Origin of the sequence: Xanthomonas arboricola (assembly GCF_003353015.1) — a bacterium.
GTDB classification, from domain to species: Bacteria; Pseudomonadota; Gammaproteobacteria; order Xanthomonadales; family Xanthomonadaceae; genus Xanthomonas; species Xanthomonas arboricola_E.
Map to the genome: position 1 here is coordinate 728,986 of NZ_QREM01000007.1, position 14,560 is coordinate 743,545.

The window sequence follows — 14,560 nt, forward strand, 5'->3', positions numbered from 1 at the left end:
CGCTGCAGACAGCGCCGTACGTGCAGCACTCATGGCGCGCACTCTTTCAGGCGCAGCGTGCGCGCGATATCGCGCCAGTCGAAGGCCGCCACCGCCTGGTCGTCGTGCAGGGCGTAGAACACCCCGCCCGGAAAGCGCGCATCGCCGCGTTGATCCAGCCACACGCCGTCGGTATTGGCGGTCACCCGGCCAGCGAAGGCACCGACATGCGCCAGGCTCTGGCGGTCGAACACCTGGAACACGCTGCGGTCCTTGAACTGATCGGTGGCGATCCAGTAGCCGCTACCGTCCTTGCATGCGAACAGCGTCATGCCCTCGGCCTGCGCCTTGAACAGGCCGCCGCCGACATTGCGCCCGCGATAGCGCCCGTCCATGCCGTATTCGCGCAACTGCGTGCCCACGGCGACATCCTCTTCGGCAATCATCAGGCGCGCATGGGCTTCATCGCCGAACACCGACTCGGCGATCCGCACCGCGCCCGCCTCGCTGGTATCGCCGAAGCTCTGCGTCAGCCGCGCCTGCCAGCCCTGCCCTGCGTTGTTCACCTGATAGCGACGGAAACGCTGACCGAGTTCGGCCAGCGGCGGCGGCTGATCCTTGTTGGCCGGCGACATGTAGTTGTCGCTGACCACCACCTCGTAGCCGCCGTCGTGCTTGCGCACCCACAGGCCGTAGGGCTCGCGCAATTCGTCCTGGCCGAAGCTGGTCAGCGGCTTGAAGTCGGGCAGCGAGAACACCTGCACGCGGCGGTTGTCGCGCTCGACCACGAACACCAGGTCGTCGACCACCGAAATGCCGTTGGGGCGATCCAGCTTGCCCAGCGCCTTGCCCTTGCCGCCGACCACGCGCAGGCGCTTGCCGCTGTCGCCATCGAACACCACCAGCGCATGCGTGGCCTTCGCGGTGGCGATCAACCAGCGGCGGCCATCGGGCGCACTCCAGCTGGCCGGCGAGTCCAGGTTGTCGGCCGGCGTCAGCGCGGTGATGAAGGCTTCCGGCACCACTTGGTGCGCCACCTTGGCCTCGCGGAGCAAGGGGTCCTTCAACAGCGCCTCGTCGGCTTCGCGGTCGGCCGGCATGCTGGCGCAGGCGGTCAGTGCCAGCGTGGTGGCGAGCAAGGTGGTGTGAAGTGACGTGGCGTGGAGCCGCGTGCGCATTGCCATCACAGCGCCACCTTCAGGCCGAGCGCATAGGTGCGGCCGTATTGCTCGTTCTGCAACGTGCGCGTGGGCACGCCCTGGTACAGCTCCAGCGGTTCGTCCAGCAGGTTCTGCGCTTCCAGATACAGGCTGACGTGGCTGTTGATTTGGTAGTTCATGCTGACATCCAGCTGGGTGTGCGGGGCGACGTAGATGTCGTATGCGCGGCTTTGGCCGATGGTGTCCAGGTACTCGCTGCGATACACCGCCGCAACGCGCGTACTGAAACCGTACTTCTCATAGCCCAGGTGGCCGCTGTAGATACGCTTGGACGAGCGCGGCAAGGTGAAGTCGTCGCCGGCGCGACCGGCCAGGCCGGGATTGAAATCGCTGTCCAGCACGGTGCCGCTGGCGCCGACCAGCAGGCCATTCCAGCCCTCGGGCAGGAAGTCCAGGGCCTGCTGCCAATTGAATTCGGCGCCGCGCACCTTGGCGGTGTCGCCATTGATCGAACGTGTGACCTGCAGGCCCGGGAACTGGGCATCGTTGGTGCTGATGGTCTGCACGATGTAGTCGTCGATCGACTTGTCGAACACGCCCAGCGAGATCAGCCCGGTGCTGCCGATGTATTTTTCGAACGACAGATCCAGGTTCCTGGAGCGGTACGGATCGAGATCCGGGTTGCCGACGTTCACCTCGTTGTCGCCGCGATTGATGCTCACACGCGGGGACACATCGCCGAACGCAGGCCGCGACAAGGTCTTGTTGGCGGCAAACCGCAGCACCCAGTCGTTGCCGGTGTCGTAGCGCAGGTGCAGGCCAGGCAGCACGTTGGTATAGCTGCTGGAGGCCTCGCGCGGTGTCACCGTGGCGGTGCGGCCGTTCTCGGCCACCTCGACCTGGTTGCCGGTGGCATTGAACTGGGTGTTCTCCACCCGCACGCCGGCGATCATGCGCAGCGCCCCGATGTCCCAGGTGCCCATCGCGTATGTCGCAAACACGTCTTCGGTGGCCCTGTAGTCGTCCTGCAGCGAGACCTGCAGGTTGCCGCCCACATCCTGCGGACGTGCGCTGTACAGCGTGCCGGAGGTGTTCCAGTAACGGCGCATGCCGTCCGAGCCGATGCTTTCGCCCAGCGTGCCGCCACGGTGTTCCGGTGCGGCGGTGGTCCAGTCGCCCGGATCGATCGCCGGGCCACGACGCAGCTCGTTTTCGTCCACGTTGACATCGCGCTCGCGCCAGCGGCCGAGCACGCCCATCTTCAGGCTGGAATGCTCGCCATCGAAGCGCACGTTGACCTGCGCGCTGCGCTCGCTGTCGTCCACCCGCTTGGGCGCCAGCACGAAGCGGTCGAACACGAAATCGTCGTTGCGCTGCCAGCCGTTGTCGGAGAACCCCAGGCGCGGAATGCCGCTGTTCTGATCGACCGTGGCCGACAGATCGTCGCCGGCATAGTTGAAGCGCGCTTCCATCTCGTCGTCCACGCGCTCGGTGGTCTTGGTGTAGCCCAGCTTGTAGTCCACCGTGGCTGCGCTCAGACGGTTTTCGCCGCCCACGCTCAAGGCCATGGTGTCTTCCTTCTTGGTGCGGTAGCGCACGCGCTTGGAAATGGAATCGGCCGGCAGGTCGGCCACGGTGTAGGTGCCATCGCCATTGGCGCTGACCTGCCCGTCGGCCAGGCCGAAGAGGGTGCGCTGGCGTGTTTCGGCATCGTCGAAGCGGCTGTACAGCGTGCGCAGGTAGTAGCGGTTGTCGGCGTCCGGGCGCCAGTCCAGGTTGAGGTTGGCGCCCATGCGGGTGCGCTCGATGAAGTACTTGCGGCGCTGCACCTCGCCGGCGAACAGATCGTCGGCCGCACCGCCGTCGAAGCTGTCGTAGGCCACTTCGGTGTTGTCGGACTCGAATTCGCGGTCCTGGTAGTTCATACCGACCGCCACGCCGAAGGTGCCGTCGAAGATGTCGCTGTAGTTGAACGCGCCCTTGGGGCTGGTCTTGCCCGACAGCGACTGGTGGCTGCCTTCGACCGAGCCACGCAGCGTGCGTCCGTCGCGATCGAACGCAGAGGTGGACTCGACCTGGATCGCACCGCCGATGGAGTCGCCCGGCATGTCCGGGGTCGGCGACTTGACCACTTTCAGGCGTTCGGTGGAGTCGGAGGGAATCACGTCCAGCGGCGCCGAGCGGGTGCCGTCTTCGGGCGTGCCCATGGTCATGCCATCGATGGTGACGCTGTTGAGCGCCGAATCCAGGCCGCGGATCACCACGAAGCGGCCTTCGCCCTGGTCGCGGGTGACGCTGACGCCGGGCAGGCGCTGCAAGGATTCTGCAACATTCTTGTCGGGGTAGCGGCCCAGCACATCGGAGGCGACCGCATCCTGGATCGCATCGGAACCCCGCTTGAGATCGACCGCGCGCACCTGCGATTCCACCTGCGGGCGCACTTCCAGGCGCTCCAGGTCGATGGCTGCCGCGCCGGACGCACCGGTCGCCGCTGCCGCACCCTCGGCCGCCTGCGCAAGCGGGCTCCACGTGGCCGCCGCCAACGTCAGCGTGATCGCCAGGCACAGCGGAGTCTTGTTCAACACGGGTGCTTCCCCAATCGGTTAAGAATGGGTGGGCACACTATGTCCACGACGTTTCACCGACATGACATCTGCAAGCGCGATCACGCGCAATGTGTGGCGACGCTGCCGCTGGCTGCGGCACACTGTGGGTCTCTCCCGCCTGTCGCTGCCCATGAAAATCGTCGAAGTCCGTCACCCCCTCGTCCAGCACAAGATCGGTCTGCTGCGCGATGCCGCCTTGAGCACCAAGGGCTTCCGCGAACTGGTCACCGAGCTGGGCACGCTGCTGGCCTACGAGGCCACCGCCAATCTGGATACCGAATCGCACGTGCAACCCGGCTGGGCCGGCCCGGTGACCGTGCAGCGGATTGCCGGCGCAAAAATCACCCTGGTGCCGATCCTGCGCGCAGGCCTGGGCATGTTGCCCGGCGTGCTGGCGCTGATCCCGGCCGCGCGCGTGAGCGTGGTCGGCCTGCAGCGCGACGAAGAAACCCTGCAGCCGGTGCCCTACTTCGAACGCCTCACCGGCCGCCTGGAAGAGCGCGACGCGCTGATCCTGGACCCGATGCTGGCCACCGGCGGCACGCTGATCGCCACCATCGACATGCTCAAGCGCGCCGGCGCGCGGCGGATCAAGGGCATCTTTTTAGTGGCCGCACCGGAAGGCTTGAAAGCCTTGGAAGCCGTGCACCCGGACGTGGAGGTCTACACCGCCGCGATCGACGACCACCTCAACGACAAGGGCTACATCCTGCCCGGCCTGGGCGATGCCGGCGACCGGATCTTCGGCACGCGGGTGGAGTGAGTTGCTACAGCGACCAATTCAAGAACTGATGCGCGCTGGACGATTGCCGATCGCGCCGGCATAGCGCCGGTGAGGTAATCGGCGGATTGAAGCCCCTCTCCCCACGGGAGAGGGGTTGGGGTGAGGGTACGGTGTGTCGGTGGTGCTGCCGTTGCCGCACCCTCATCCGGCGCTGCGCGCCACCTTCTCCCGATGGGAGAAGGGAAAATCGCGCTGCCGCCTGGAGCCCGCCGCCTCAGCGCGTGGACGCTTCGATCGCCGCGCTCACATACACCAGCGGCGCGTTCCAGTTGATCGCCACTTCATTGCTGGCATAGCTGCAGGCGTTATCCAGATACGACAACGCCGGCAGTTTTGAGGGATAGGCCACCTTGCAGTCCTTGGCGTCCTGCTGGCCCGGTTGCGGGCCGCCAGCCAGCCAGCCCGGTACCGGCGCGTCGATGCCGTCGGCTTCGGAAGGGCGATGATGGATATGCAGCGGGCTGCGCAGCCCGACCCCGGTGACGAACGACAGTCCCAGGGGATTGCGCCCCAGGATGTAATCCAGCTGCGACTGCGCGGCGTCCAGATAGCGACGTTGCTGGGTGACGCGATAGCCCTGCAGCAACATCATCGCCTGATTGAGCACCACCGCGTTGCTGCCCCACACGAAGTCGTTGTCGGCCATGGCCAAACGCCACGGCGATGCCTGCCACTGGTCGCCCAGGCGTTGCGCCAGGCCGGCGATCTCGCGCGTAATCCGCGCGCGATCGGCATGCGCGGTGAGCCGGTCGCGGTGTTCGGCCAGCGACATCCAGGCCAGGCCGCCGACGTTGCTCCAGCCCGGCACGCTGGCCGGCACGTTGCGCGCCATCATTGCGTCGTAGAAGCCGTCCTCGCGCGTACTCACATACAGCTCGGCCGCGGCCCAGGCGAATTCGTCGTCCACCTGCGCGTCGTCGTAGCCGCCGGTGCGCACATCGTCGGGCTGGCGGTAGATCACATCCGGATGCTGCTGCGCCCACGCCCAGGCGCTGCGCGCGGCCTTCAACATGCGTGCCGACGCGCCCGGATACTGCGTGTCGAATGGCGCATACACGCGGCTGGCGGCCGCCATGACCGCGGCGAAATCCAGCGTGGCGGCAGTGGCCTTCATCACCACGTAGCGTTGCTGCCTGGCCTGGTCGGGCATCACCAGCCCGTCGAACTGCTTGTCGGTGAGCTTGTGGTACACGCCGCCATCGGCCGGGTCCTGCATGGCCAGCATCCATTCCAGGTTCCACCAGGTCTCCTGCAGGATGCCGGGCACGCCGGGGGCGTCGTCGGGGATGGTCAGCGGCTGCGCCTTGAACAGCGCCGGATACTGCGCGTAGGCGGCCAGCAAGGTGTAGGTGCTGATGCCGGAATTGACGATGTACTTGTTGTAGTCGCCGGCGTCGTACCAGCCCTTGGGCGCACGGATCACGCTGTCGGCCGGGCGCGTGGCCGAGGCCGCGGAAGGATGGATGCGCACATCGGTGTCCGGATGCCCGGCCGCACGCGCATGGCGCCCGGCGAACTGCGCCGGCAGCGCGGTGCTGGCGCGATTGAAGTAGAACGCCTTGAGCGAGGCATCCACGACGGGCTGGTAGGCAGCGGCCGCAATCGGGAATGGATCCGACGCCGGCAAACCGGCGATCTTCACCCGGTACGTCCCCGGGGCGCGCAGCGCGGAAAAGTCGGCCACGCGCGCCTGTTGCCCCGCTGGTGCCCAGCTGGCCGCCGGCGACAAGCGGCCCTCCAGCACGCGGCGGCCGTTGCCATCCTCCACCGTGAAGCGGTCTGTCGCCGCCGCAGCGGACGGCGGCAAGCCGACCACTGCCAGCTTGGCCGAGCCCGGCAGATAACCGAGTTGATTGACGTGGATCGCGGCGCCGGCAGCCGCCGTGCTACCGGCAGTGCCGGTCGTATCGGCCGCGCAGGCGGCGATGGGCGATGCGATCACCATGGCGGTGAGCAGGGTCTGCAAAATGGTCATGCCACGATGGTCTCCAAATCGCTGCACAGCGACAAGTCCAATCCCGGCATAGGACACGGCAGCAAACCGCATTGCTGCTGGCAGGCAGTGGGCTTCCGGCACCCACTCGGGCCGCTGCAGGCGTGCTGCACGTGGTTGCCGAGGGACACGGTTTGCCGCGCCGCGTGTTCGGCACCGGTGCCGGCTGGGCCGAACCGGCAGGCCAGGCCCGCGCCTCAGCGCACGCCGGTTCTCATCGCCGGCCGTGTCACGCCTGCCCCGATGCACGGAGCAGGCATGCGGCACTCAGCGTGCAGGTGTCGCCAGCTGCACTTGCGCCTTGCCCACCGGGTTGCGCGGGTCGCTGCCGCCGCTGAGCACGTTGCTGCGCTTGTCCCACTCCACCGTCTGCAGGTTGCCCCAGACGTGGCTGGAACCGCGGCCGCCTTCGGCGGTGTCGCCGGGCAGCTTGAGCGCATGCCCCATCGCCTGCAGCGCCTGGGCGGTCTGCGGCGAGAACGCGTTGCTCTCGGCCTCGATCACGTCCGGCAGCCACTGGTGGTGATAGCGCGGCAAGGCGCTGACCTGCTGTGCGTCCAGGCCGGCGTCGTAGCCCAGGATGCCGAGCAGCACCATGGTGATGATGCGGCTGCCGCCCGGGGTGCCGATCACCGCGACCTTGTCGGCCGATTCCATGAAGGTCGGCGTCATCGAGCTGAGCATGCGCTTGCCCGGCTTGGGCGCGTTGGCGGCATAGCCCATCACGCCGAAGGCATTGGGCGTGCCCGGCTTGAGCGCGAAGTCGTCCATCTCGTCGTTGAGCAGCACGCCGGTGCCCTTGGGGATCAGCCCCGAGCCGTACAGCAGGTTGACGGTCTGGGTGGCGCCGACACGATTGCCTTCGCCATCGATGATGGAAAAATGCGTGGTCTCGTCGTCTTCCAGCGGCGTGGGATTGCCCGACAACAGATCGCTGGGCGTGGCCTTGTCCGGGTTGATCGTGGCACGCAGGCCTTGCGCGTAGTCCTTGCTGGTCAGCACGCGCTGCGGCACCGCGACAAAGTCCGGGTCGCCGAGGAAGAAGGTGCGGTCGCGGTAGGCGCGGCGCATCGCTTCCACCACCAGATGGGTGCGATGCGCATCATCGAGCGTATCCAGCTCCCAGCCTTCCAGGATCTGCAGCATGGCGGCGAGTGCGATCCCGCCGGAAGACGGCGGCGGCGCGGTGGTGATCTTCCAGCCGCGGTAATCGAACTGGATCGGCGTGCGCTGCCTGACCCGATACCCGGCCAGCTCGGCGGCCTTCCACTGCCCGCCGGCCTGCTTGACGCCGGCCAGCAGCTTGCTGGCGGTTTCGCCCTTGTAGAAGCCATCAAAGCCCTTGTCGCCGAGCAGCGTCAAGGTGTGGGCCAATTCGGGCTGCTTGAAGATGTCGCCTTCGGCAATCGGCTTGCCGCCGCGCAGATAAACCTCGCGCGTGCCGGGATAACGCTCCATCACCTCGCGCCGCGAGGCATAGCCCTCGGCCATGCGCGCGTACACCGGGAAACCTTCGCTGGCGATGCGGATCGCCGGCGCCAGCGACTGCTTCAGCGGCAGCCGGCCGTGCTTGGTGGCCAGTTCCACCAGCGCCGCGGGCAACCCGGGAATGCCGGCCGACCACGGGCCGTTGACCGAGCGGTCGCGGTCCAGCGCGCCCTGCTTGTCGAGGAACTGCGCCTCGCTGGCCGACTCGGGTGCGGTCTCGCGCGCATCCAGCATCACGTCCTTGCCGGTCTTGGCATCGTGCAACAGGAAGAACCCGCCGCCGCCCAGGCCCGAGCTGATCGGCTCGACCACCGCCAGGGTGGACGACACCGCGATCGCCGCATCGAACGCATTGCCGCCTTCGCGCAGGATCTGCAGGCCGGCGTCGGTGGCCAGGGCGTGCCCGCTGGCGATCGCCGCGCCGGGCGGATGCCCCGCCACCGGCGAGGTCGCGGCCGCCGCCGGCCTGGCGCCATCGGCCGACCAGGCCGGCGGCGCCAGTACGAAGGCCAGCAGCAACAGGCCGCGCGAAGGAAAACGTCGGGAAAAGATGCTCACGGGGCGGGAGGCTCCTGTTCGTACAGTTCGGGGTGATCGCGCTGCAGCTGGATGAGCTTGGCGAGCAATTGATCGTGGGTTTCCGGGATGTCCGGATCCGGGTCGATGCATTCGACCGGGCACACCACCACGCATTGCGCTTCGTCGAAATGGCCCACGCACTCGGTGCACCGTGCCGGGTCGATCACGTAGATGGTTTCGCCCATCGAGATCGCCTGGTTCGGGCACGCCGGCTCGCAGACATCGCAGTTGACGCAGAGCTCGTTGATCTTCAGCGACATGGCGGCATCACCCTGCGATGCAACGCGGCGCGATGCAACGCCAGGTGCTGGAACGCAACGTACTGCCGGACGCCAACGCGCCCGGCCCGGGACCAGGCATGCACACTGCCACGCACGTGGTCGGCAACCGGTCCGCGCGGACCGGCCCCGATGGGGTGCGGAATCAGCGGCATGCCGCGATCCCGCACGGCGGCCGGACGCGCCCTCCCGCGCCTCCGGCCTGGGACGGCATTACTTGGCTTCAACGAAGGTGTATTCCACGCCCTTGGGCTGGACGATGCCCTGCACCCGCGCGTTCTCGGCGGCATCGCCGATGAACAGCACGCGCACGCCCTTCATCGAATCCGGCTGCACGTCCTTGAATGCGGCCTCGATCAGGTCGGCCATCTTGGTCGACGCCGACGAACCGAAGGCCAGCATGTTGCCCGGCTGCACGCCACGCGCCAGTGCGGTCTTGACGCTTTCCAGCTGACGCTCGTAGCTGCCGGAGAACTCGGCATCGGACTCCGGCGGCAAGTAGTACAGGAACGGGCTGTTGGTGGTGGCGCCCAGGTTCTGGCCGACCACTTCCTGCAGGTACTTCTTCCAGCCGGCGTTGTCGTCCTTGGCCGGCGCCTTCAGCGGCGCGGGAGCCGCAGCGGCGGTCGGTGCCGGCTCTTCCTTCTTGCAGGCGGTGACGGCCAGAGCGGCGATCGAAGCGAGCGCCAGCGCGCGCATGGTGTGTTTCATGAAACTCCTCCCGTTGAAAAGCATGTGGTGGTGTGACTGCTAGAGAATCAGGCCTGCGCGCGGGCTTGCCGCACCTGCCGCAAGGCTTCGACGACCGAAGCTGGAACGAAACCGGACACGTCCCCGCCCAGCCGCGCGATTTCGCGCACCAGCGAGGACGAGATGAAGCTGTACTGCTCGGCCGGGGTGAGGAACAGCGTTTCCACCTCCGGGATCAGATGGCGGTTCATGCTGGCCATCTGGAATTCGTATTCGAAGTCGGACACCGCGCGCAGGCCGCGCAGCAGCACGCCGGCACCCATGTCGCGCACGAAGTGGGCCAGCAGCGTGTCGAAGCCGCGCACTTCCACGTTGGCATGCGCGGCCAGTGCTTCCTGGGCCAGCTCGACGCGGCGTTCAAGCGGCAGGGCCGGGCCCTTGGAGGGGCTGTAGGCCACGCCGACCACCACCCGCTCGAACAACGGCGCGGCGCGGTTCACCAGATCGATATGCCCGTTGGTGATCGGGTCGAAGGTACCGGGATAGACGGCGGTGCGGCTATTGGCCACGCTCATACGGAAACTACCGGGGTCGGATCGCCGTTCAGTGTAGCAGCGGCCCGGCGGTACAGCGCATAGCGCACCTGCTGGGTGGCGCCCTCGCGGTGCAGGTGCCAGCCAGCCGGCACCTGCGGCGGCAGCTCGGCCGGGGCTTCCAGATACAGCCAGGCATCGGCGCTCAGGTGCGCGGGCAGGCGTTCCAGCACGCTGGGCCACAGGCCGGCGGCAAACGGCGGATCGACGAACACGATGCTGGCCTGCGCCACCGGCGCGCGCTCCAGCCAGCGCAGCGCATCCTCCTGCAGCACCAGCACCTGGTCGGCCGCGTCCAGCCGGGTCACGTGCTGGCGCAGGCGCTGCGCCAGGCCGGCATCGCGCTCGACCAGGGTCGCATGCGCCGCACCGCGCGACACCGCTTCCAGGCCCAGCGCGCCCGAGCCGGCGAACAGGTCCAGTACGCGCGCGCCGGGCAGGCGCGGCATCAGCCAGTTGAACACCGTCTCGCGGACGCGGTCGCTGCTCGGGCGCAGGCCGGGCAGGTCCGGCACCGACAATCTGGTGTTGCGCCAACGCCCGCCGACGATGCGCACCTGCCCTTCCGCGCCGCGTGGCGCCGGCCGTGCGGGGCGGCTCATCGCTGCGCGCCGGGGGCGGGCGAACGGAGGCGGGACAGCGGCGGCACGGATGGCGACATGGCTCAGGGCAGGACGGTTGGCCGGCCATGATACCGCCGCGATTGCCGCAACCGCCCTCCCCCGACCGGCATCGACGCAGGCGATCTGGCGCACGCTCGCCTTGAAAAATCCCCACACGGCCTCATCCCCCAGGCCATCGGCCGCGTTGCGGCCTGGGCCACCATGGAGCACGACCCCAATGACCGTTGACACCGACAAGCAGACGCTTGGCTTCCAGACCGAGGTCAAGCAGCTGCTGCAGCTGATGATCCATTCGTTGTACTCGAACAAGGAAATCTTCCTGCGCGAGCTGGTCTCCAATGCCGCCGACGCCGCCGACAAGCTGCGTTTCGAGGCACTGGTGAAGCCGGAGCTGCTGGAAGGCGGCGGCGAGCTGCGCATCCGCGTGGATTACGACAAGGACGCGCGCACCGTCACCATCGACGACAACGGCATCGGCATGAGCCGCGAGGACGCGGTCTCGCATCTGGGCACGATCGCCAAGTCCGGCACCGCCGACTTCCTCAAGCACCTCAGCGGCGACCAGAAGAAGGACGCCAACCTGATCGGCCAGTTCGGCGTGGGCTTCTACAGCGCCTTCATCGTCGCCGACCAGGTCGACGTGTACTCGCGTCGCGCCGGCCTGCCGGCCAACGAGGGCGTGCACTGGTCCTCGCGTGGCGAGGGCGAGTTCGAAGTCGCCAGCGTCGACAAGCCCGAGCGCGGCACCCGCATCGTGCTGCACCTGAAGGACGGCGAGGACAGCTTTGCCGACGGCTGGACGCTGCGCGGCATCCTCAAGAAGTATTCCGACCACATCGGCCTGCCGATCGAGATGCGCAAGGAGCACCACGGCGAACAGGCCGACGCGCCCGCCGAGCCCGAATGGGAAGCGGTCAACCGCGCCAGCGCGCTGTGGACGCGGCCCAAGTCCGAGATCAAGGATGAGGAGTACCAGGAGTTCTACAAGCACGTCGCCCACGATGCCGGTAACCCGCTGGCGTGGAGCCACAACAAGGTCGAAGGCAAGCTGGAGTACACCTCGCTGCTGTTCGTGCCCGGCCGCGCCCCGTTCGACCTGTATCACCGCGATTCGGCCAAGGGCTTGAAGCTGTACGTGCAGCGCGTCTTCATCATGGACCAGGCCGAGCAGTTCCTGCCGCTGTACCTGCGTTTCATCAAGGGCGTGGTGGATTCGTCCGACCTGTCGCTCAATGTGTCGCGCGAGATCCTGCAATCCGGCCCGGTGGTGGACTCGATGAAGTCCGCGCTGACCAAGCGCTCGCTGGACATGCTGGAAAAACTGGCCAAGGACAAGCCGGACGACTATGCGACGTTCTGGCGCAACTTCGGCCAGGCGTTGAAGGAAGGCCCGGCCGAGGATTATGCCAACCGCGAAAAGATCGCCGGCCTGCTGCGCTTCTCCTCCACGCATGACAGCACCGGCGCGCAGAGCGTGGGCCTGGCCGATTACGTGAGCCGCCTGGCCGATGGCCAGGACAAGCTGTACTACCTCACCGGCGAAAGCTATGCGCAGATCAAGGACAGCCCGCACCTGGAAGTGTTCCGCAAGAAGGGCATCGAAGTGCTGCTGCTCACCGACCGCATCGACGAATGGCTGATGAGCTACCTCACCGAATTCGACGGCAAGTCGTTCGTGGACGTGGCCCGCGGCGACCTGGACCTGGGCAAGCTGGATTCGGAAGAAGACAAGAAGGCGCAGGAAGAAGTCGCAAAATCCAAGGAAGGCCTGGCCTCGCGCATCAAAGCCGCCCTGGGCGACGACGTGGCCGAAGTGCGCGTGTCGCACCGCCTGACCGATTCCCCGGCCATCCTGGCCATCGGCCAGGGCGACCTGGGCCTGCAGATGCGTCAGCTGCTGGAAGCCAGCGGCCAGGCCGTGCCGGAAACCAAGCCGGTATTCGAGTTCAACCCGGCCCACCCGCTGATCGAAAAGCTGGATGCGGAAGCCGACATGGACCGCTTTGGCGATCTGAGCCGGGTGCTGTTCGACCAGGCGGCGCTGGCGGCGGGCGACAGCCTCAAGGACCCGGCCGGCTATGTGAAGCGGTTGAACAAGTTGTTGTTGGAGTTGTCGGCCTGAGAGCTGCGATGGCGTAGCTGAGACTACAACGGCCAGCGCGGGTGCTGGCCGTTGTATTGAATCTGCCGACTGTTCGAGTCATTGCCCCTGCACCGCTTCGACCAGATGCCTCGATGCTTAACCGCAGACAAAGTCTCCTGTCCATTCAGCGCTGTTCGCGAGACTTGAAAGATGCTTCAAGCATCGCTGACAAAAAACCCATCGATTTATCCTGTTGTGGCGCGGTTTCCTACGCGTAGCCGAAGGTGGCGTGGCTGACCTGCCGGCGCCCTGGCTTCAGCGAAGCCTCGCGCTATCTGTAGCACAACGAATTGGTTGAAATGGGCGTACCCGATGCCAGACGGCTCAGCGCAGAGATGCGGGGGAAGGCAGGTTTTTGACGTCGAGGACGGGTACCGAAGTGGCCTGCATGGAACGCCCCCAGACCAGAACGACCGCATCATTTCCTGAATTCAAACCGCTCCGGCACCTGGTTGTTGTTGGCAACCAATACGCCGGATTCCAATATTCTTTCAAAATTCCGCTCATTCCTTGCAAAGCAGGGTTGGCTCCGCGCTTCAAAAGACATTCCAAAGCTACGCAAGCCACAGACTTCCTTTGCTGTTGCGCAGATGCAGGATCGTATAAATTCGCCAGGAGCAAGCTTTTCGACCAGGCAACGCCATGAACAGTGGGTAGAGCATCCATGAAACCACGAGCGGCATCTTTAGTTTTTATCGCCATGGGCTTGGCAGCAGGGACTGTGACTGCCTCAAACTTGGCGAGTGCGTCTCGTGAGGTCGCAGGCCATCCAACCGACAAACCATCAGCAGCTGGGGTCGCGCAGCAATTGATTGCGCTTGGCGAAGAAGATCAGCGTGATCGCAAGCAGGCCATGACACCCGGGTTCGATGACGCCCGACTTGCAGAGGCAGACCGGCGCCGGGAGGCAGCCTGGCTTGAGATCACCTCGGGAAGGCTACTGGGCCTGAGCGAAGTGGGTGAAGCTGCGGTGTCCGCGCAATTTCTCATCCTCCAACACTCCGACAACCGCACGCTCCATGCGGACATGGCCCAACAGCTGCAAGAGCTGGTTGAGAAGGGTGAATTTCCCAAGGATGCCTTCGCCACATTCATTGATCGCCAGCTGGTCTACGCCGGGAAGCCTCAACGTTTTGGCACCCAAGCAAATGAATCTTTTGAGCTGTATCCCATTGAGGACGAAAGCAACGTCGACAAGCGGCGGGAATCCATGGGATTGCCGCCCATATCGGAGTTGCGCGCAAAGCTACGGCACGTCAAGAAGGCCGTGGCATCCGGCAAGGGGCTGGGTGAATAACCTTGTGTCATTCACCACGAAGCTTCAAGGCCATGCTGTGCCTGCCACACAGCCTCACCGACCGAGGCCGCGTAGAAGCCCCCAGGGTGCGGCGAACCGGCGGCAAATGAACGATCTAGTTGCAAGCTGCAGATCACTGCGCGCGGGCGAGCTGGTGATGCCGGTGGCGCGCAATGCTGGGCAGTGAGGCACTGAACTACAGGCTTGGCGCGACTGAATGACACGGCGCTTGGCCCGTACCCTCACCCCGACCCCTCTCCCGGCGGGAGAGGGGCTTTTATCTTCTGCGCAGGCTGCTCTTGATGCTTCGCTCCTTGCGCGCTCGGGATCGCTGTGTGATGTGCCAT

The 14,560-nt window shown here is 66.2% G+C and carries 11 protein-coding genes; 3 read left to right on the plus strand and 8 right to left on the minus strand.

Going from position 1 to position 14,560, the window contains the following annotated elements:
- Nucleotides 1–29: 29 nt before the first annotated feature.
- Complete coding sequence (locus C0541_RS06615; protein ID WP_115047344.1) at nucleotides 30–1,157, minus strand: phytase; 1,128 nt, start codon at nucleotides 1,155–1,157, stop codon at nucleotides 30–32.
- Between the two features lie 5 nt (nucleotides 1,158–1,162).
- Complete coding sequence (locus C0541_RS06620; RefSeq protein WP_161959917.1) at nucleotides 1,163–3,724, minus strand: TonB-dependent receptor; 2,562 nt, start codon at nucleotides 3,722–3,724, stop codon at nucleotides 1,163–1,165.
- Nucleotides 3,725–3,875: 151 nt separating this feature from the next.
- On the opposite strand from C0541_RS06620, the gene upp reads away from it, so the two are divergent.
- Nucleotides 3,876–4,508, plus strand: coding sequence for a uracil phosphoribosyltransferase (gene upp, locus C0541_RS06625; RefSeq protein WP_024940024.1), 633 nt, complete (start codon nucleotides 3,876–3,878; stop codon nucleotides 4,506–4,508).
- Between the two features lie 235 nt (nucleotides 4,509–4,743).
- On the opposite strand, the gene C0541_RS06630 is transcribed toward upp, so the two are convergent.
- The 6 genes from C0541_RS06630 to rsmD all read right to left on the minus strand — a co-directional run bounded on the left by C0541_RS06630 (nucleotide 4,744) and on the right by rsmD (nucleotide 10,818).
- Entirely contained in the window at nucleotides 4,744–6,504 is a 1,761-nt protein-coding gene (locus C0541_RS06630; protein ID WP_115046844.1) for a glycoside hydrolase family 9 protein, read from the minus strand.
- Nucleotides 6,505–6,789: 285 nt separating this feature from the next.
- Nucleotides 6,790–8,568 carry a gamma-glutamyltransferase gene (ggt, locus tag C0541_RS06635; RefSeq protein WP_115046846.1) on the minus strand — a complete coding sequence of 593 codons (1,779 nt, stop codon included), beginning with the start codon at nucleotides 8,566–8,568 and terminating at the stop codon, nucleotides 6,790–6,792.
- On the minus strand, nucleotides 8,565–8,849 hold the full coding sequence (locus C0541_RS06640) for a YfhL family 4Fe-4S dicluster ferredoxin (RefSeq protein WP_115046848.1): 285 nt from the start codon (nucleotides 8,847–8,849) through the stop codon (nucleotides 8,565–8,567). Before C0541_RS06640 ends, ggt begins: the two co-directional genes overlap by 4 nt.
- 231 nt (nucleotides 8,850–9,080) lie before the next feature.
- Complete coding sequence (locus C0541_RS06645) at nucleotides 9,081–9,578, minus strand: hypothetical protein (protein WP_161959918.1); 498 nt, start codon at nucleotides 9,576–9,578, stop codon at nucleotides 9,081–9,083.
- 47 nt (nucleotides 9,579–9,625) lie between these two features.
- Nucleotides 9,626–10,132, minus strand: a complete 507-nt coding sequence (gene coaD, locus C0541_RS06650) for a pantetheine-phosphate adenylyltransferase (protein ID WP_104582103.1) — start codon at nucleotides 10,130–10,132, stop codon at nucleotides 9,626–9,628.
- Nucleotides 10,129–10,818: a 16S rRNA (guanine(966)-N(2))-methyltransferase RsmD gene (gene rsmD, locus C0541_RS06655; protein ID WP_193725889.1), complete on the minus strand. Its 690-nt coding sequence runs from the start codon at nucleotides 10,816–10,818 to the stop codon at nucleotides 10,129–10,131. Before rsmD ends, coaD begins: the two co-directional genes overlap by 4 nt.
- 172 nt (nucleotides 10,819–10,990) lie before the next feature.
- Here rsmD and htpG point away from each other — a divergent pair, with 172 nt between their 5' ends.
- A complete protein-coding gene (htpG, locus tag C0541_RS06660) occupies nucleotides 10,991–12,895 on the plus strand; it encodes a molecular chaperone HtpG (RefSeq protein WP_115046854.1) in 1,905 nt (634 codons plus the stop codon).
- A 685-nt stretch (nucleotides 12,896–13,580) separates the two neighbouring features.
- Complete coding sequence (locus tag C0541_RS21280; protein ID WP_238601274.1) at nucleotides 13,581–14,213, plus strand: DUF6624 domain-containing protein; 633 nt, start codon at nucleotides 13,581–13,583, stop codon at nucleotides 14,211–14,213.
- Nucleotides 14,214–14,560 lie beyond the last annotated feature (347 nt).

Coding starts and splice junctions, on each gene's coding strand:
- C0541_RS06615 (WP_115047344.1), bottom strand. CDS start 1,157: ATGCGCACGCGGCTCCACGCCACGTCACTTCACACCACCTTGCTCGCC.
- upp (WP_024940024.1), top strand. CDS start 3,876: ATGAAAATCGTCGAAGTCCGTCACCCCCTCGTCCAGCACAAGATCGGT.
- C0541_RS06630 (WP_115046844.1), bottom strand. CDS start 6,504: ATGACCATTTTGCAGACCCTGCTCACCGCCATGGTGATCGCATCGCCC.
- C0541_RS06640 (WP_115046848.1), bottom strand. CDS start 8,849: ATGTCGCTGAAGATCAACGAGCTCTGCGTCAACTGCGATGTCTGCGAG.
- C0541_RS06645 (WP_161959918.1), bottom strand. CDS start 9,578: ATGAAACACACCATGCGCGCGCTGGCGCTCGCTTCGATCGCCGCTCTG.
- coaD (WP_104582103.1), bottom strand. CDS start 10,132: ATGAGCGTGGCCAATAGCCGCACCGCCGTCTATCCCGGTACCTTCGAC.
- htpG (WP_115046854.1), top strand. CDS start 10,991: ATGACCGTTGACACCGACAAGCAGACGCTTGGCTTCCAGACCGAGGTC.
- C0541_RS21280 (WP_238601274.1), top strand. CDS start 13,581: ATGAAACCACGAGCGGCATCTTTAGTTTTTATCGCCATGGGCTTGGCA.